The organism is Micrococcoides hystricis (assembly GCF_042434215.1).
In the GTDB taxonomy this organism is placed as follows: Bacteria; Actinomycetota; Actinomycetes; order Actinomycetales; family Micrococcaceae; genus Micrococcoides; species Micrococcoides hystricis.
This window is the reverse complement of sequence record NZ_JBHLUB010000031.1, coordinates 173,154-191,904: the sequence shown is the minus strand read 5'-3', so window position 1 is coordinate 191,904 and position 18,751 is coordinate 173,154. Positions and strand designations below refer to the sequence as shown.

The window sequence follows — 18,751 nt, the reverse complement described above, 5'->3', positions numbered from 1 at the left end:
CAGCTATTTCGAATGTGTGGCGCCAGCGGGTTCGGGGACGTTCTCGAAGGGCTCTCGAGCATTGCCTGCATCACCAAACGCGTCAAATGGCCAAACCCGAAGCTCGGCACGGCCAGTGACGGTGTCGATCGGTACGAAACCTTCCAACTCCCCATCCATGTGGTAGCGGGAGTCTGCCGATCGGTTGCGATTGTCTCCCATCACCCACAGTGAATCTTCTGGAACGGTCACATCAAATTCAAAGTCTGAGGGAGCCACGCCCGCGTGAACATAAGGTTCATCGATCGGCTGACCGTTGACCTTGATTCGTCCGGAGTCATCACAGCATTCGACGCGGTCGCCCGGCATCCCGATGACGCGTTTGATCAAGTGCTGTTCTGCCGGGTCCGGCTGCAGACCAACGAAGATGAGAACGTTTTCCAGCGCGTTTGGTTCCGTGTCCGAGGTGTCGTACGCGGTGTCTTTGAGCCAGCCGTCAGAGTCGGTGAAAACGACGATGTCACCGCGGTCAATGTCCCAGATGCCAGGACGCATCAGGTTGACGAAGATGCGGTCCTTGATCTGAAGCGTGTTTTCCATGGATCCGGAGGGGATGTAGAACGCTCTGAAGAAGAAGGTCTTGATGATGAAGGAGGCCACCAACGCGATCACGATGATGATCAGGAACTCTCGAACGCTACGCCAAATAGCACTCTTTCGTTCCGGGGTGATACTAAGGTTCATTTAGCTCCAACTGGCTAGTAAAGCTCCGATAACGATGGCAATTGAAACACGAAACCATCGACACAATGCTTAGTGCAAAGTGTTATTTGAACAGCGTGGCTAGGGTGCACAAGCTTGTGAACTAATTAATCTTCATCAATACTACCCACGCTGAGACGCCTAATAACCACTGTTGGTCCCTCAACGAAATTCGTTTCAAGAGTAACCGCAGGTCGAGTGATACGACCAAAATAAGCGATCGGAGCAAAAATGTCAGGGATCTCCATAAATTCAGCTTCGACCCTAGATGCGCCCACGTCCAGCGCAATATGAACCATGTCTGCAATTGTTCTAGGATCTAGAATTTCACCATCCCATTTTGCCACCCATTTATATGGAGACAACTGCGTATCATCCTGCCGCGTATTTGTCGACACACCATAAACTTGGTTCTCGATGGAAGTTATCGCACGAGCTGTTGCGTTTTCTGGAGCTTTCACTACCACCAAAGGCATTTGCTCTGCATCAACTCTAAAACCAGCAATTCGGGCAACTAGCGTCATCCTATTACGAAGCGTATGACCTTCACGAACTGCCGCTCGCATTTCCCAAGCATTTCGAAGCATTTCACGCGGTTGGTCAATCCAGTTTTCTAGAACTGAATAAACTTCATCTTTCGATGTCACTATCGGAATTTTTCCGTGGAACATATTGCTCAAAGCTGGCGAATTGTTCGAAATGATATTTCGCCCGCAACTCGCGATCTCCACTGCACGCCGAGCGAACATAGTCGATGAATTACCTACTGAATTGATGTTCAGATGAATTGGATGCGCTCTGTATACATGCGGAATGGATTCATAAGGCACACATGGTTGCAAAAGTTCGTGATAGCGTTCTGGAAACTTGTAAGGAGTATTTGGATCCTCAGAAGTTCGATCATAGATTGTTAACCCGTATTGCCGGGCAACTTCTGCAATCATGTCGAAATCAGCAGATCGCTGTCTGAAACGCTTCCCGTAATATGCCCCTGCGAAGGCAAACAGCGAATAACTATTTTGCTCTTCCTTATGGGCTACCGGGTGGTGCAGTGTCGGTGCGACGTAAAAAGGCAGCGACAATACCGTGGACGTAAGAGGAACCGAATCGCAATAGCGGCGAATACATTCGGCATCAGTCGTGAACACGTGGTCAAAGAATGCCGCGCTAGGAATGAAGCGGTGAAAGTGGACAGGGTCTTCCTTGTTCCAGAATACGGTTGGAATACCATTAGCTTGACACCACTCCAACAACTTGAACAACGGCGCAGATTGTTCGTCGGTATGGTAATTCACCTTACTCGTCCAACTCGCCTCAATCCCATGCCAGGCTGATTCGCAAAAAAGAAAATCAATTTTCGAGTGCTCAAGCTGTTCTTTCCAGTGGTCCGCATGCAAGTGGACAACAGTCAATTCGCTCTCAATAATCGCTCGGCTGAACGGATCGGCGATCAGACCTATCGTCAAATCCGCAATGGACACAATTGGTTCGCCTGTGCGCTCATCTTGGTGTTCCAAAGTAAGCAACGTGGTTTTCCACTCGTGCAGAGAATCCGCTGTCGATTCCCGTGAATGGAAAGATGTTGCTCCGGCTACACTGTCATACTTTCCGTTCGTCCCGGTTGGATCTGAATTATTCGAAACATCGGCATCACTCAAGCCAATGCCTTCCCTTGGAAATTCGGCCAGAAGGCTAGTATCTCCAAAGATCTTGTCTGAATGCTTCAACAGGAGCTCTTCGTAAGTAGACCTTAAGTGTTTCCATGCACCCTTGCTTGTTTTCGGGATGATCGAATGATTCGAGCATTGAGACCTGTAATCGTAAATAAAAGGAATACCGATCAGTTTTGCCGCGATGAGAGCTGGAAATGCTGTCAGAAAATCAGCTACTGCAACCACCGAAGACGGCCTCTCTGCTTCCATTGTGCGCATATAGGCATCAATAGATTCGGAAAAGAAGCTTTTGAGAGTTTCGTCATCAGAGATACAAGGAAGGATGATATGACGAATCCCCTGTATTTCTCTCTCATTTATTCGATACAAATCAGGATTTGATTCCCCTCCGGCTTGCGGACTTGGGGCAGCACAATACAATATCTCTCTGTGCTGAGCTAGATCAGAGAGAGTTTCTTCGAATCCATCTTCATGATTGCGTTCAAGTCGATCCGATAGTAAACAATCGTCAAAAACTATAGTTTTGCAGGGAACAGGATTATAAACTGGTTTGCCAAAACTCTCCGGAACTGGGTACGGATTTTCAGTTAGACGCAAAGCGACATCACTGCGATTAACGAGACGCCGCGAAAGTGGCGACAAAGCCTCCGTATCTAAGCCGAGATCTCCCGCTAACTCAATAATGTTGTCCAGTTTGCCATTTTCAAATAGATCTATGATTAGACGTTCAGTTTCTGATACCTGGAGCGGATCAGAAGACTTGTTTTCACTTGGACCGTGAACTGCAGAAGATGATTCATCGCCTGTGTTCTTAGTTGAACCTGATTCAACTCTTGTATTAGTCGCGTATTCGTCCATTCGAGTGGCACCTGAACGTGATGAAGACTGTCTCCTTGAAGAAACTTGGCGAACAATGCTGTCAACTCTCCGCTTAATACTTCTAGAGTGATTACCCAACGTTTTACGGATCATCCTTAACCCCACAACCAGCTAAACATTCTTATTCTTACTTCCCAGTGACCTGAAATCTCGCGTCGCTGTTCTCTGACGGAGGACAGACAAACAGTATGCGTTAGTGTCCAATGACCCGGCCGATGATCTTGTTGACGGGTACTGCGCCGCCTCCGGGTGCCCCGAGGAGTGCGCGTGAATCCGCCGACGCTGGACGGTTGTCCCCCATGAGCCAGACTCGTTCTTTAGGCAAGATCATGTCGAACTGAGTTTCAGAAGCATTGACTCCTGAAGGCAGGTAGTCTTCAACCAACACTTCCCCATTCAGCACGATCTCACCGTCATCATTGCAGCAGCGTATGTGGTCGCCTTCTGTGGCCATGACCCGCTTGATGAAGATGCCCTCCGGTGGAGATATCCCGCTCAGTTCTCCCAACCATTGACCGATGGCTTGCAGCGGCGGTCGGTCAGGCTCGTACGGCGTGAAGCTGCCCCGTCCGTCAAACACCACGAGGTCACCCTTTTGTGGTTGCTCGCCCAGGTAGGCCAGTCGGTTCACTAGGATCTTTTCTCCGGAGTCGAGGGTCGGCTCCATGGAATCGGTGGGGATCGTGTAGATCTCCACCACGGTGGCGCGCAGTAGCCCGGTCAGGACGACGACCGCCGCCAACGTTAAAAGGACCAAGCGCCAGCCGAAAAATGACTGGCGCTTGGTCACAGTCTGTTCAGGATGCACTATGTGCTAACCAGAGACTGAGCTTATTTGGATTCGCTGTTGTCCCGCTTTTCACGGATACGTGCGGACTTACCGTGGCGGTCACGCATGTAGTACAGCTTGGCGCGGCGCACATCACCACGGGTCACAACCTCAATCTTGTCCAACACTGGGGAGTGAACTGGGAAGGTACGCTCGATACCGACACCGAAGGAAACCTTACGAACGGTGAAAGTTTCACCGATGCCACGGCCCTGACGACCAACCACGAAGCCCTGGAAAACCTGGACACGAGAGGTCTTACCTTCAATGATGTTTACGTGCACGCGAACGGTGTCGCCAGCAGCGAATTCAGGGATGTCATCGCGCAGGGAGGCTGCGTCAACGAAGTCAAGAGTATGCATGATGCACTATTCTCCTTGAGTACTTGCACACAGGTCAAACACTCATGTTGGCGCCGTCTCGATGGACGGCTGAGAATCTTTTCGCCACCAGAACACTGTGGGTTTGATGGCGGTGGCTGACCGTTAGCGTGGACCCCCTGTGGCAGGTACAAGCCCGGTAGACACAGCTACTTATTCTTCCATAGATGCACGCAATTGCGCCAATTCAGCTTGCCCTTGCGCGTCCAAGGTTTCCGGGTCCACGGCTGCCAGCAAGTCAGGTCGGCGCTGGGCTGTCCGGCGCAGTTGTTGGCTGGTTCGCCAGGAGGCAATCTTGGCGTGATTTCCGGAGAGCAGGATTTCGGGTACGTCCTTGCCTCGCCAGTTCGCTGGTTTTGTGTAGACCGGGTATTCCAACAGTCCGTTCGAGTGTGATTCTTCGATCAGGGACTCAGGGTTGCCGATCACCCCTGGGACGAGCCGCCCGATGGCTTCGACCATGGCTAGGACCGCCACTTCCCCACCGTTGAGGACGTAGTCGCCTAGGCTCACCGGTCGGACTCGAATGCGCGGGTGTTCGGCGGCCCACTCGTAGACGCGTTCATCGATGCCCTCGTAGCGTCCGCAAGCGAACGCGATGTGCTCTTTTTCGGCGAGCTCATAGGCCATCTGCTGGTTAAACACTGCTCCAGCCGGTGACGGAATGATCAGTTCCACTTCTGCAGAATCTGCAACGGCTGCTTCTAGCGCTAGGGCCCACGGCTCAGGTTTCATGACCATCCCGGCGCCGCCCCCGTAGGGCGTGTCGTCGACGGTCTTGTGGCGGTCAGTTGTGTGTTCGCGAAGGTCGTGGATGCGAATATCAAGCAGGCCTTGGGCTCGCGCCTTTCCGATCAGGGACACGTCCAGGGCGGACAGATACTCGGGAAAAATTGTGATGACGTCAATACGCATTGTCATGGCTGAGACTTACCTAGTCCATCTCCAAAAGGCCTGCGGGCGGGTCGACTGTGATGCGTCGCTGGTCTAGATCGATGTCTGTGACAATTTCCGCTACCAGTGGGATCAGGACTTCTTTGCCGTCACTGAGTTCGACTTCTAACAGGTCTTGGACTGGTCCGGTCAGCAGCGCCGTGACTTTGCCGATCTGTTTGTTGTTGTGGAAGACGGGGATGTCAATGAACTCATGCTCGTACCAGGCGTCGTCTTCTTCAAGGAGCTCATCTGTGTAGAGGTGGTGGTTGCGGAGCAGCTCAGCCGTATTGCGGTCTTTGAACTCTGCAAAGCCTAGCAGCAGGATGTTTTTGTTCCAGCGCGCGGAGCTGAGTGTCAGGTTCGGGTAGTCTGCGTGATCGCAGGTGAACACTGCACCTTTGACAAAGCGTTCTTCCGGGTTGTCGGTGAAGACTTGCACGGTGACTTCGCCTTTGATGCCGTGCGGTTTACCGATGCGAGCCAAGTGCAGCTGCTCTTGAGGTTGCTGCGTCATCTGCTTCTGTCCTTTACGCGTGGGGTGGTGTTAAGCGGCTACGGCCCCGCACACTTTCATGGCGGGGCCGTAGCTGACGAGTTGCTGCTGAAGATCAGCGGCGCCGATCCGTGTCAACAACATCAACACGGACTTGTTCGTCGCCGGAGATTGCATCGATGACGGTGCGGAGCGCTTTGGCCGTGCGTCCCTGTCGACCGATGACCCGGCCGAGATCGTCCGGGTGGACCCTGACTTCTAGGACAGGGCCGCGGCGGTTGCTGCGGGAGTTGACCTGAACATCCTCCGGGGAGTCAACGATTCCTTTGACGAGGTGTTCTAACGCTTCAGCTAACATGCTTACTCTGCCTTTTCAGCTTCTTCTGCTGGTGCTTCTTCAGCTGGTTCTTCGGCCGGAGCCTCTTCTTCAGCTGGAGCTTCTTCAGCTTTTTCCTCAGCCTTAGGCACGATCACGGAACCCTTTTCTGGGGCTACGAACTCTTCCTTGGCTTCAGGGGTCTTCAGGGTGCCTTCGGCGCCCTCTTCGCCCTTGAACTTCTGCCAGTCGCCGGTGACCTTGAGGATCGCGGTGACCTGCTCGGAAGGCTGAGCACCAACGCCGAGCCAGTACTGAGCGCGGTCGGATACAACCTCGATCAGGGATGGGTTCTCGGTTGGGTGGTACTTACCGATCTCTTCGATGACACGACCGTCGCGCTTCTTGCGACCATCGACAACGACAATGCGGTAGAACGGTGCACGGATTTTACCCATGCGCTTCAGGCGGATACGTACAGCCACTTGTGTGGACTCTCCTGTTTCTTCATTCAGGCACAACGCACTGTTTCTGCTCCCGTGGGGCGGGCCATACTTGGGTGGTTGTTAAAATTTACGGAAAAAGTGCACGGTGAGAGGAGCCGTACATTTTTCAGTACCGTCCCATTGTGCCAAAGTTTCGTTGCGGATACTAAATCCGGGCCGGTGTGTTATTTGAGGAACTTCTCGAAACCGGAAGGCAGGTTCAGCTGGCTCGGATCAAAGTCTTTGGCCTGCTGAGCGCCGAAGGCTGCACCGGTCGGCTTAGACTGCTGCTTCTGCTGCGCTTCCAAAGCTTGTTGAGCGGCCTTCGCCGGGTTACCGGAGCGCCCCTTGGCTTTACGTTTGTTGGCTTGGGCACCCTTACGCTTTCGGCCCGGGCCACCGCCTGGCATTCCTGGCATGCCAGGCATGCCACCACCGGCAGCCATCTTCTTCATCATCTTCTGGGCCTGTGTGAAGCGCTCTAGGAGGCCGTTGACTTCGGAGACGTGAACACCAGCACCGCGTGCAATACGGGCACGACGTGACCCGTTGATAATCTTCGGAGCTACCCGCTCATGCGGGGTCATGGAGTGCACCATGGCTTCGATACGGTCGATTTGGCGATCGTCAAACTCTTCGAGTTGCTGGCGCATGTTGGCAGCCCCGGGCATCATCATGAGCAGCTTCTTCATGGAGCCCATCTTGCGGATCTGTTGCATTTGGGCCAGGAAGTCATCAAAGGTGAAGTCTTCTTGGTCGGCGAACTTCTTCGCCATCCGTGCTGCTTCGTCTTTGTCCCAGCTGCGTTCTGCCTGCTCGATCAGGGTGAGCACATCACCCATGTCAAGGATGCGTGAGGCCATCCGGTCTGGGTGGAAGACTTCAAAGTCTTTCAACCCTTCACCAGTGGAGGAGAACATCACTGGTTTGCCGGTGACGGAGGCAACGGAGAGGGCTGCACCACCGCGGGCGTCACCATCCAGTTTGGTGAGGACAACGCCGGTGAAGTTGACGCCTTCGTTGAACGCCTGAGCGGTTGTGACGGCGTCCTGACCGATCATGGCGTCAATGACGAACAGAACTTCGTCAGCTTGGACCGCGTTGCGGATGTCGCGGGCCTGAGTCATCAGGACTTCGTCCACGCCCAGTCGACCGGCGGTGTCAATGATGACCACGTCGTGGAGCTTCTGTTTGGCTTCAGCTACGCCGTCTAATGCGACCTTTACGGGATCGCCGGTTGCTTCTTCGTGCTCGGACTGCACACCCGGGTGAGGAGCGAAAACAGGCACACCGGCACGCTGACCGTTGACCTGTAGCTGGGTCACAGCGTTCGGACGCTGCAGGTCACAGGCCACCAGCAAAGGGGTGTGACCTTGGTCCTTGAGCCACTTAGACAGTTTGCCGGCCAAGGTGGTCTTACCGGCACCCTGAAGACCGGCCAACATGATCACCGTTGGTGGTGTCTTTGCAAACTCGAGATTGCGTGTCTTGCCACCGAGGATATTGACCAGTTCCTCGTTGACAATCTTGACGACCTGCTGCGCAGGGTTCAGCGCTTTGGAAAGGTCCTCGCCGAGAGCACGCTCTTTTACCGCAGCAATGAACTGACGTACGACCGGGACGGCGACATCCGCGTCCAAGAGGGCACGGCGGATCTCGCGGGCCGTACCATCGATATCAGCCTCGCTGAGCCGACCTTTGCCACGCAGGTTTTTGAAGGTTGCTGTAAGGCGGTCTGAGAGTGAGTTAAACACGAAGAGCTACTTTTCCTCTGACACAGGGTTCATCAAAAATGTTTGGTTCAACACGGAACCAACTTTCAAGTTTATCGTATTGCAGACTCAGCTTGTCCCCGACAATGGTCGAACCGTCAATTGGGCCGGGACACGCGAGCGTTGAAAGCGTAATTTCGGAGCGACTGGTTCGTCTAGCCCTTCAGCCAGAAAATTCAGCTGCGACACTTGGCTCAGGGTTGCTCGACGCCAGCTCACGGCCTCTCGTTGTACGGTGCTGCTGAGCACATAGCGGAGGCGATCGCCCGCCTCCAGGTTCTCTATCCGGATCAGCGACATCATGGGTGTCAGTGCCGGGTCAAAGCTTGCCACCACGGCGTTGTTGAGGTGCACATCAAAACGTACACGGCCTGCCCCGGCTTCGTTGGAGTACGGAAGACGCAGGACGAATTCCGCCACGTTAGCGCCCGCCGGTACGAGAAACTCTTGGCTTTCCATCCGTCCAGCTTTTGCGAGTGCAGCTGCCGGAATATGAAAGCCCCCGTTGTGCAGGATGAAAGTCTTTTCTGGAAGCTCGCCTTTGAGCGTGACACGCCGCAAGGGTTGGCTGCTGATCAGATCTCGATCCCCGATCGGCGGGAGCCAATCATCGATCAGCTTTGTTCGTTGCACGCCCTCAGTCATGTGCTTTCGCCACGATTCGTAGAGTGTTTCTTCGTCATTGACGGGAAAGAAGTTTAATAGTGGCGACGTTGCATTGACGAGGTCCTTGACGACGATCCCGTCTCGCCGGTCCGCCATAGGGGTCGCCCAGAACAGTTCGTAAATACGTCGATTGTTGTGCGGCAGGTAGGTATCGAACACGACGTCTTGTTCGTTGGCCATCTCTGCATGCCATTGCGGCGTCCGAGCTTCCGCGTAAAAGAGAGAGGTGCGCTCCCACGAGGCGGGCAGGTCGAAGTACCCGAACTCGTCAAGCTTCTCCATGGCTAAGCGCTCACGGTCCTCTTGTCGTATTTCGCGTGAGACCGCAAACGCTTTGCGTTGCAGGTGGTTGATGATGCCCAAGAGGTTGTTCATATCCGATTCGGCATGGTTGACCGCCGCAGCGCCGCGCAAAGATTCGATGAAGTTGCCACGAATATGAACAGCCTCATCTGGTTCGAAGTATTTGAGCAGGGTTTGGACCACCCAATATCCGTGCCGCGAGCCCACTCTATTGAGGGACAAGAGTGGAGCCAGATCAGCCTCGACAGGTCCCTGGGATGGTTGTCGTAGAAACTCATGGTCCAAACCCAGGAGCTGGACCATCTGCTCAACGATGGCAAAGTCCTGCTTGTAGGTGGCCGTCCAGAAGTTTTCGTCTCCTGCCAACCTAGATTCCACAGGCATGTAAGTGAAGTTGTGCAGTTCGGGCAGGGCCGTGTGCGCCATGCTTAACATCAGCCGAGAATCTTGCCCACCGGTTAGAGAAAGGCTGACTCTTTCTGTTGTCGCGGAAAGCCGGACCAATGTCCGCTGCCACAGCGTGACAATCTCTTGGCAAATGTCCTAGAGATCTCGACCTAGATGACGGTTCTCTCCTCGTGGCCAGTACCGGTGAACCGAGACACCTTTCGCACCGGAGTAAAGGTAGTGGTTGGACAGCAGTGAGGAGACTTCCACGTATTCTGAGGTATCCCACCACCGATATCCGTGGGCACCTGCGTGAATTCCAGTCTGCGGGGTAAGTTTGTCTGCAAAGAGAGCCAACAACTTCCCGTGGGACGAGACCAGCCCCTCGGTGTGATGAAAATAGACCGAGCGCGTCGCTAAGAAGTCGTGGTAAACCCGCAGTGATTCGCCTTGGAAAATGAGAATGACATAGCGTCCGCCGCACCAATCCAAGGCCTCATGCAGCTCGTCTTCTGAAACTAGGAAGCTGCGCAAGAGATGTTCAGCGTGATTGTCCGGGTTGTTCGCCAGCAGTGAGGTCATCCGCCCCAAGATCACCAAAGTGGTGTCAGCAGCAGAGGCCTGCCGCAGGTTCAGACGTGTGCCGTCGATATAGAGGAACCCACGCGGTACTTGAACCTGCTCATAGTGGTCCAGCAAGTCGGGGAATTCCAGTTCGCCGGGCCCGTAGATGAACCCTCGAGGAAAAAGTCCTTGTCTAATGCCGAGTAGTTCTTCGGCGTTTCTAATCCCCGTCTCATCCAGATTGAACATGGTGTGAACTACTATTCGGCTAGCAACGCTTCCACGAAGGCTTCAGTTTCGAACGGTGCCAAATCGTCGGCACCTTCACCCAGACCGATCAGTTTCACCGGCACACCCAACTGACGTTGGATGGCGACCACGATCCCGCCCTTGGCGGTGCCGTCCAGTTTGGTCAGGACGATACCGGTGACGTTGACAGCTTCGGAGAACACTTTGGCTTGGCTCAAGCCGTTCTGGCCGGTGGTCGCGTCAATGACGAGCAAGACCTCACGGACCGGCGCCTTCTTCTCAATGACGCGCTTGATCTTGCCAAGTTCGTCCATCAGACCTGCTTTGTTCTGCAGGCGGCCGGCGGTGTCAACGAGCACGACATCAACTTCGTTTTCCACACCTGCCGCGACAGCATCGAAAGCCACCGAAGCTGGGTCAGCACCTTCTACGTCGCTGCGTACGGTTGGCACACCGATACGAGCGCCCCAAGTTGTGAGTTGTTCAGCAGCTGCCGCACGGAAGGTATCGGCTGCGCCGAGAATGACGTCTTTGTCTTCAGCGACCAAGACGCGAGCGAGCTTACCCACGGTCGTGGTTTTGCCAACGCCGTTGACTCCCACGACCATCATCACGGACGGGTCGGTACCGAGCCGATCGTCGTCCAGACTGCGATCAAGCGTCGGATCAATGAGCTTGATCAGCTCTTCCCGGAGCATTTGTTTGACGGCTGCTGGGTCCTTGGAGCCTTCGATGGTCACTCGATCGCGTAGGTTATCGACCAGCTCCATGGAAGCATCGGTGCCCAGATCTGCCAACAGCAGGGTTTCTTCGATCTCGTCCCAAACATCTTCATCAATGTCGTCCGTGGAGAGAAGGCTGAGCAGGCCCTTACCAAAAATATTGTTGGTCTTGACCAGACGCGCACGCAGCCGTGCAAGACGACCCTGAACTGGCTCTGGTTTTTCAACCGTGGGAGCTACGGGGATCTCTTCGACCACCTCAGCTTGCTCGACACGGTCCAGATCTTCAGCTGGCGGGCGTTCAACGGTGAGAGTTTCCTCTCCTTCTTCCGCAACGGCAACACCACCTGATTGTGGTTGATCATCGGCGTCACGGGTCTGGTCGTAGGTCGTCTTTGGCTTCTTACCACGGGCAACAAGCAGGACACCGACGAGTCCCAAGAGGAACACGGCAAGGACAATCACTAGGGTCAAAATCTCTGGAGGTAGCACGGCTTCAGTTTCTCACAAAAAATGACGGAAAGCCCTTAAGGAGTAAGCTGAGGGGTGGACTACATCAGGTAGCGCAGGCCAATACGGTGAAGGAGAGTACATGAGCGGTCAGACGCCGCAATCACAGAAGTCGGCTACCAAGATCGCCATTCCCCAAGAAATCAATATCTTGATCGCAGCGGCCTTTGTCATTGCCATTGGGTTCGGGATTATTGCACCTGTTCTGCCTCAATACGCGCACAGCTTCAATGCTTCGGCGTTGGCCGTCTCGGCCATCGTTTCGGCATTTGGTTTGACTCGTCTGCTGTTCGCGCCGATATCCGGACGTGTCACAGGGCGCTTCGGTGAAACCCCGGTGTACATGACTGGGGTGTTGATTGTCGCGCTGTCCATGTTCCTCATTGCGTTCGCACAAAGCTATTGGCAGCTGATTATTTTCCGGGCCCTCGGCGGTGTCGGTTCGACGTTATTTACCGTTTCGGCCATGACCTTCCTTGCACGGAAGTCACCATCCAAGATTCGGGGCCGGGTCTCGGGTCGCTACGCCTCTGCTTTCCTTTTTGGAAATATTGCCGGTCCCATTTTGGGTGGGCTCCTTGCGGGGCTGGGCACCCGTGCACCGTTCCTAATTTATGGCGGTTCACTTGTCGTCGCTGCCGCTATTGTGTTTTTCGCGTTGAAAGATAGCCGTCTTGAATCACGTGAGAACCGAGATGTCCGACCCGTGATGAGCGTCGGCGAAGCTCTGGCAAATCCTTCCTACAAGGCTGCTTTGGCATCGGCGTTTGCCAATGGTTGGTCCACCTTCGGTGTGCGGAACTCGCTCATCCCGCTCTTCGCAGCAACGGCTTTCCTAGGCGTGAGTGTGCCGTGGACTGACACCGCTGATCTGGCTCCGGCGGCGCTGTCGCTGTTTGCGTTAGGCAATTTGGTGGTCGTGACGACAACCTCTAGGTTCTCTGATCACTACGGTCGTAAGCCGGCGATCTTGATTGGCTTGTCTGTGGCGGGCATTACCAGCGGATTGCTCGGTTTCTTTGACAATCCTTGGGTTTTCTTGGCTCTTTGCACGATCGCCGGTGCTGGCACTGGTCTACTCAACCCTGCCCAGCAGGCCTCCGTTGCTGATGTCATTGGTCGGCGCCAGAACGGCGGTAAGGCATTGGCGACTTTCCAGATGTCTGCCGATCTTGGTGCGATTTCCGGACCGCTGTTGGCGGGCTTAATCGCTGACGCATTCGGATATCACATTGCCTTCGCGACCACCGGTCTCATCATGATCATCGCAGCGATCGTTTGGTATTTCTCACCTGAAACTAATGTTGAGGTTTACCCTGGTGGTCCTCGTACGGGTGAGCTTCCGGTCGTTGCGAAGACTCAGCAATTGCCGGCTGAGGGCGATCAACTCTAAAACGTTCTCGCGTCAGCTACCGGAGTCGGTGCTGATTTTCTGTGTCACGACCTTGGAGACACCGTCTCCGCGCATGGACACACCATAGAGTGCGTCCGCGATTTCCATGGTGCGCTTCTGGTGCGTGATGATCACCAACTGACTGGATTCTTGCAGATCTTTGAAGATCTCTAAGAGCCGTCCTAGGTTGGTATCGTCTAGGGCGGCTTCAACTTCATCAAGGACGTAGAACGGTGATGGACGGGCCTTAAAGATGGCGATCAGCATGGCCAGAGCTGTCAATGATCGCTCCCCACCGGACAGGAGCGAGAGTCGCTTGACTTTTTTGCCGGCGGGCTTCGCCTCGACGTCAATGCCTGTCATGCGCATGTCTTCTGGGTCGGTCAGAATCAAACGGCCTGTTCCACCGGGGAAAAGACGGTTAAAGATCGATTCAAACTCAACCGCGGTGTCGGCGTAGGCTTCCGCGAAAACACGTTCCACGTGTTCGTCGACGTCACGGATGATCCCGAGCAAATCCTGTTTGCTCTGGTGTAGATCGTCGAGTTGGCCGTTCAGGTAATCATGCCGTTCCTGCAGCGCGGAGAACTCCTCCAAGGCCAGTGGGTTGAATTTACCCAGCGCGGAAAGGTCTTTGGTCGCTCTAGCAAGGCGCGCCTCTTGCTCGGCACGGTCGAAAGGTTTGGTTCGCGGAAGTGGGTTGCCCTGCGCGTCCACTTCCACTCTCAATGCCGCCCATTTATCGTGCTCTTCTGGTTCTGTCACCGGGACTGGTACTTCAGGCCCGTAATTCTCGATCAGGAACTCCGGTGTCATGCCCAGCTCGTCGCGTGCTCTCTGGACGGTGGTTTCTGCACGCTGTTGAGCATCATGCTGTGCCAGCTCCAACTTGTGGAGTGCTTGTGCAGTCTCTGCGGTAGTTCGTTGCAGGTCGCTGAGCTGCTGACGTTCTTGTTCGAGTTGTACTTGAAGTTGCTGCGTTTGCGCATCCAATTCCGCTACTTCGGCAGCCAATTGATCTTGCGCTGCAGTCAAACGACTGAGGTACTCGTTAGCTTTTGTGTAAACAGCGCTCGTGTTTCGGATCTGAGCGTGGGCCTGGATCGCTTTTTCGCGCGCGTCATGGAATCGACGTTGTTCCTGTTTGATGTTCGACTCTGCCGCAGCGACTTGCTGTTGCGCCGACTTTGATTCAGCTTGGGCCCCACGCAAACGCAATTTCAGTTCAGTTTCGACCTCACGTGCTTGCTGAGTCTGGGCCTTGAGTTTCGCTTCGGTGCTGCGATCCGGTTCGGTGGCCTCTGGCTGTGGCGTTGAGTCGAGTTCTTCGCCGAGTTGCTCGCCGAGTTTTCTGACCTGCTCAAGGTGTGCGTGAGCCTGTTTTAGGCGTGTTTCGGCTCGCTGGCGTTGTTGCTCTCGGGCAAGACGTTGCTGTGCCTGTTCTGAGAGGGCTTGTTCGAGCGTCTTCTTTTCGGCCCGCAATTGGGTCAGTTCTGTGATGACATCGGCCTTGTCCTTGACCACGTCATCAAGGGCTGCATGTACCTGATCATTGCGGGTGGCCAAGACGTCGAGTCGATGCTGCAGGTTTAGGCGTGCATTGTTGCTGATTTCCATTTCAGAACGCACTTCCAGCGGGTTTCGCCGCACCATGGGATGGTATTCGTAGCTATTGGTTCGGAGAATCTCACCACTGGCTGAGACCACGGTATAGAGTCTCTGCTCCAGCGTTCGGGTTTTGGCCTCTGAAATCTCTTGCACAAACACTACTTTGGCTAAGAGTTCGTCAATGATCGAAGCAAGATGTTGTGGAGCATTAGCATCGCGCTGGATTACGGTGTTTGCCGCAAGACCCCACTGTGGAGGTGCCGGTTCCTGAGTTGGTCCGGGCCGGGATGGGTTCCAGCGAATTGACGCCGGTGCAGGGTTGTCTTCGCTGAGTCTGAGCTTCCAGAAGTCAGGTTCGGTCCCGACAAGTTGCACTGGAAGTGGCTCGTTGAACAGCGCAGCGGCAGCTTTCTCCCAGCCCGGACTTACGGAAACGAAATCGGTGAGACGCTCCCCTAGGTTGTTGGGCACCTTGTTCAAGCTCGCCAACTCTCGTTCGAGAGTTTCGAGCTCTGCACGAACTTGATGGAGCCGGCTGTCTGCCTGTCGCTGCAGTCGAGTCACCAGCGCAGCAAGCTGACGCAATCGGTCCTCGCGCAGCAATTTGCTCTCGTAGCTTGCGGCTTGAGCGTCGGTGCGTGATTGCAGTTCCAGCAATTCCGCGCTTCTATCGTCAGTTTCTTCTTCAATTGCTGGCAGATGAGCTAGTTGATCTTCACGTTCTTCCACGTGACGGCTAGCGTTCTGTACCTCAAGGTTGTTCAGAGCGATCTTGTTCAGGAGCTCGTCGTATAAGCGGGCCAACCGGTTCTGTTCCTGAATGAGCGTCAGAATTCGGTTGGACTCTTCCTCAGCCGCTTCCTCAGTATTGGCCAGAAGTTCCTGCGCTTCTTGCAGACGTCTCTCGATTTCTTCTACGTCTTTGTGCTTCTGCACGAGTTCTTGGCGAAGGCTCTCAAGCTGGTTCTCTCGCAAAGCGATGGCGCGTTGTTGTCCGCCGCGGCCTCCGGCCCGCTCAATGTATTGGTCGCGATTGGCTCTGGCGTGGCGTTGACGTTCCAGAGAAAGCTCGATGAGCGAATTGAATCTCTCGTTCAGTGTCGCCGCGCGGTTGCGTAGCTCCTGGCCCGTCTGGAGCTTCGGGCGCAAGGAACGAAGCTTTGAATCGAGCTGGGTAATCAGGTCCTTTTTGAGCTGCTCCTGCTGCTGTGCTGTCTCATGTTCTTGTTTGGCACGGGTGTATTCCTCGCTGTGTTGGTCTAGTACCCCGTGCAATTGGAGGATGTCATCTGCCAAGATCCGTGCCTTGGCGTCTCGCAGTTCGGCTTGGACGAATTGGGCACGGCGTGCAGTTTTTGCTTGTCTACCCAGCGGCGTCAACTGCCGGCTGACTTCCTTTGTCAGATCAGACAGGCGGAGCAAGTTTGCTTCTAGGGCGGCCAGTTTGCGCTCTGTTTTTTCTTTGCGTCGCCGAAACTTCAGTACCCCTGCGGCTTCTTCGATGAAGCTGCGTCGATCTTCGGGAGTGGCTTGCAGGATGCGGTCGAGCTGGCCTTGGCCAACAATGACATGCATCTGACGCCCCATGCCGGTGTCGGAGAGCAGTTCCTGAATGTCTAAGAGTCTGCATGCTGTGCCGTTGATGGCATACTCAGATGCCCCGGACCGGAACAGCGTACGAGAGATGGTGACTTCCGTGTATTCAATCGGGAGTACTTCATCCGAGTTGTCGATGGTCAGTGAAACTTGTGCCCGGCCCAAGGCTGGGCGGCTGCTAGTTCCGGCGAAAATGACATCTTCCATCTTGCCGCCGCGTAGTGCGCGCGCGCCTTGCTCCCCCATCACCCAGGTAAGAGCATCCACCACGTTGGATTTCCCAGAACCGTTGGGACCGACGATCGCGGTGACGCCAGGTTCAAGGTCGAAGCGGGTCGCCGAAGCGAAGGACTTAAAGCCTCTAACTTCCAACCGCTTCAGATACATGGCAACTTCAGCATCCGCTTGAATTTATTCAAGCATCAACGATGGTGACTTCAGGCAAGGTAGCAATGCCGGACTGCATGATCTTGCGAGCCGTCGCATTGTTTTTCTTCGCAAGATTCTTCATGAAGCTTTGGTATTTGGCGGTCACCTCGGCAACGTCACCGTCCATGACGAGCGTGCCTTTATCCAGCCACACTGCGCGGGTGCACATCTGCTTGATCGTGGAAATACTGTGACTTACTAGGATCACCAAGCCTGCGTTCTTGCGCAGCTCGTCCATACGGGCTTGTGTGCGCGCCTTGAACTGGGCGTCACCGGTGTTGAGTGCTTCGTCAATCACCAAGATCTCTGGGTCAACGGCGGTCGCAATCGCGAAACGCAAGCGTGCGCTCATACCGGACGAGTAAGTCTTCATGGGCAGATCGATGGCCTTTTCCAGACCAGTCAGTTCCACCAAGCTGTCGTATTTTTCGTCAATTTGTTCATGCGTCATGCCCATCGCCAAGCAACCAAGACGAATATTTTGCGCGCCTGACAGGCTTTGAATCAAGGAGGCGTTCACCCCGAGCATGATGGGTGAATCCGTCGCTAGGATTCGACCGGTCGTAGGGGTCAGGTGTCCGGCGATGATCTTCGACAGCGTTGATTTTCCGGAGCCGTTACGGCCAATGAGCCCAATTGTTTCGCCTTCATAGAAAGCCAGTGACAGCGGTTTCAGTGCTTCCACTGTGACTCGGCGCTTTTGGCCGGTGATCCGGCCTTTGAGCTTGCCAAGGAAACCACGTTTCTGATCGAGTTCAGCACTGCCAGACTGCACGCGATATTTCATGGAAATATCGTCAAGGACAAGGACGGGTTTTTTCTCGCTCATACTGCGGTGATGTCCTTTCCATAGCGTTCTTCGGCTTGCCAGAAGACGATCACACCGACGATGACCGTGCTCAATGCCCAGAAAGCCAAGATCCCCCACGTCGTCCAGGACGGTGTTGTTGCATACAGCATGGACTGACGCAGCACCGTCATGACTTGGTGTAGCGGGTTGAGCTCGAGCAACTCCCGCAGGACCGGATAGTTGGCGTATCGATCAAGCGAATAGAAGACCCCGGAGGTGTACATCCAAATACGCATTGCGAAACTGAGCATGTTCGCCACGTCAACGTGGAAAGCAATGATCCGCGCCAAGATCAGGGACAAGCCGAGATTGAACATGAATTGGCAGATAAAAGCAGGGATGATGAGCACCCACCGCCACGTGAATTCTTCCATGGGTGGGAAAACCAGGATCAAGAAAATCATGGTTCCCAGGATCGGGATGTAGCCGATGGCCTCGCGAACCGCGATCGACAAAGGCAGGGCAAGGCGCGGGAACTGGAAGGCCGCTATGACCTTCCGGTTTGAGGAAATGGCACGGGCGCCGCGGGTCACGGCCCGGGTTGAGTATTGGAAGGTAAAGATGCCAATGATCAAGAACCCAACAAAGTTTTCAATGCCACGGCTGGTTTGCAGCAGCAGACCGAATACAAAGTAGAAGCTGATACCCAAGAGGATGGGGTTGATGACGGTCCAGAGAAGACCGAGTTTGTCTTCATCATTTTCCGATTTGAAGCGCGACTTTGCGTCGTAAAAGATGAAGCTACGGGTACGCCAAGTTTCCCGAAGGTACGCGAAAAATCCTAGCCGAGCGCCCACCCGGTGAAGCCGATCGTGATCGACCTTGACCACGGTAGCGGCCCTCTCCTGTGGAGCGTCCCCAGAGTTGCTGGAACCAGCTGCGGCTGTATCAGCCATATAACTTAGCTCTCTCTATCTTTCTCATGTCCGGTTCCATAATACGTCTCTCAAGTTCGAATCCTGACAACCCG

16 protein-coding genes are annotated in these 18,751 nt (G+C 54.5%); 1 reads left to right on the top strand and 15 read right to left on the bottom strand.

All coding sequences use genetic code 11. The features are described from left to right. Positions 1–3: 3 nt before the first annotated feature. The 12 genes from lepB (ACFFFR_RS09990) to ftsY form a co-directional block, all read right to left on the bottom strand. On the bottom strand, positions 4–723 hold the full coding sequence (gene lepB / locus ACFFFR_RS09990) for a signal peptidase I (protein ID WP_377460062.1): 720 nt from the start codon (positions 721–723) through the stop codon (positions 4–6). Positions 724–848: 125 nt separating this feature from the next. Continuing rightward, positions 849–3,272 carry a glycosyltransferase family protein gene (locus tag ACFFFR_RS09985; protein ID WP_377460060.1) on the bottom strand — a complete coding sequence of 808 codons (2,424 nt, stop codon included), beginning with the start codon at positions 3,270–3,272 and terminating at the stop codon, positions 849–851. Between the two features lie 214 nt (positions 3,273–3,486). Further along, positions 3,487–4,101 carry a signal peptidase I gene (lepB, locus tag ACFFFR_RS09980; protein ID WP_377460058.1) on the bottom strand — a complete coding sequence of 205 codons (615 nt, stop codon included), beginning with the start codon at positions 4,099–4,101 and terminating at the stop codon, positions 3,487–3,489. Positions 4,102–4,124: 23 nt separating this feature from the next. Further along, positions 4,125–4,484 carry a 50S ribosomal protein L19 gene (gene rplS / locus ACFFFR_RS09975; RefSeq protein ID WP_377460056.1) on the bottom strand — a complete coding sequence of 120 codons (360 nt, stop codon included), beginning with the start codon at positions 4,482–4,484 and terminating at the stop codon, positions 4,125–4,127. Between the two features lie 171 nt (positions 4,485–4,655). Beyond that, the gene (gene trmD, locus ACFFFR_RS09970) at positions 4,656–5,417 is read right to left on the bottom strand and encodes a tRNA (guanosine(37)-N1)-methyltransferase TrmD (protein ID WP_377460179.1); all 762 of its coding nucleotides are present in this window, start codon (positions 5,415–5,417) and stop codon (positions 4,656–4,658) included. A gap of 19 nt (positions 5,418–5,436) precedes the next feature. Further along, positions 5,437–5,952, bottom strand: a complete 516-nt coding sequence (gene rimM, locus ACFFFR_RS09965) for a ribosome maturation factor RimM (RefSeq protein ID WP_377460055.1) — start codon at positions 5,950–5,952, stop codon at positions 5,437–5,439. Between the two features lie 94 nt (positions 5,953–6,046). Then, positions 6,047–6,289, bottom strand: coding sequence for an RNA-binding protein (locus ACFFFR_RS09960; RefSeq protein ID WP_377460053.1), 243 nt, complete (start codon positions 6,287–6,289; stop codon positions 6,047–6,049). A 2-nt stretch (positions 6,290–6,291) separates the two neighbouring features. Further along, on the bottom strand, positions 6,292–6,732 hold the full coding sequence (gene rpsP / locus ACFFFR_RS09955) for a 30S ribosomal protein S16 (protein WP_377460051.1): 441 nt from the start codon (positions 6,730–6,732) through the stop codon (positions 6,292–6,294). A gap of 185 nt (positions 6,733–6,917) precedes the next feature. After that, positions 6,918–8,486 (bottom strand): signal recognition particle protein, encoded by a 1,569-nt coding sequence (ffh, locus tag ACFFFR_RS09950; protein ID WP_377460050.1) that lies wholly within the window; start codon positions 8,484–8,486, stop codon positions 6,918–6,920. Between the two features lie 87 nt (positions 8,487–8,573). Next, positions 8,574–9,899 carry a hypothetical protein gene (locus ACFFFR_RS09945; RefSeq protein ID WP_377460048.1) on the bottom strand — a complete coding sequence of 442 codons (1,326 nt, stop codon included), beginning with the start codon at positions 9,897–9,899 and terminating at the stop codon, positions 8,574–8,576. A 117-nt stretch (positions 9,900–10,016) separates the two neighbouring features. Then, entirely contained in the window at positions 10,017–10,673 is a 657-nt protein-coding gene (locus ACFFFR_RS09940; RefSeq protein WP_377460046.1) for a hypothetical protein, read from the bottom strand. Between the two features lie 11 nt (positions 10,674–10,684). Further along, entirely contained in the window at positions 10,685–11,887 is a 1,203-nt protein-coding gene (gene ftsY / locus ACFFFR_RS09935; RefSeq protein ID WP_377460045.1) for a signal recognition particle-docking protein FtsY, read from the bottom strand. 100 nt (positions 11,888–11,987) lie between these two features. On the opposite strand from ftsY, the gene ACFFFR_RS09930 reads away from it, so the two are divergent. Continuing rightward, positions 11,988–13,298 (top strand): MFS transporter, encoded by a 1,311-nt coding sequence (locus ACFFFR_RS09930; RefSeq protein WP_377460043.1) that lies wholly within the window; start codon positions 11,988–11,990, stop codon positions 13,296–13,298. Positions 13,299–13,310: 12 nt separating this feature from the next. Here ACFFFR_RS09930 and smc read toward each other — a convergent pair whose 3' ends face one another. From smc to ACFFFR_RS09915, 3 genes are read right to left on the bottom strand one after another with little or no spacing between them, the layout of a single operon-like run. Then, entirely contained in the window at positions 13,311–16,889 is a 3,579-nt protein-coding gene (smc, locus tag ACFFFR_RS09925) for a chromosome segregation protein SMC (RefSeq protein ID WP_377460041.1), read from the bottom strand. 28 nt (positions 16,890–16,917) lie between these two features. Then, positions 16,918–17,760, bottom strand: coding sequence for an ABC transporter ATP-binding protein (locus tag ACFFFR_RS09920; protein ID WP_377460039.1), 843 nt, complete (start codon positions 17,758–17,760; stop codon positions 16,918–16,920). Then, on the bottom strand, positions 17,757–18,677 hold the full coding sequence (locus ACFFFR_RS09915) for an ABC transporter permease (RefSeq protein ID WP_377460038.1): 921 nt from the start codon (positions 18,675–18,677) through the stop codon (positions 17,757–17,759). Before ACFFFR_RS09915 ends, ACFFFR_RS09920 begins: the two co-directional genes overlap by 4 nt. Positions 18,678–18,751: the final 74 nt, after the last annotated feature.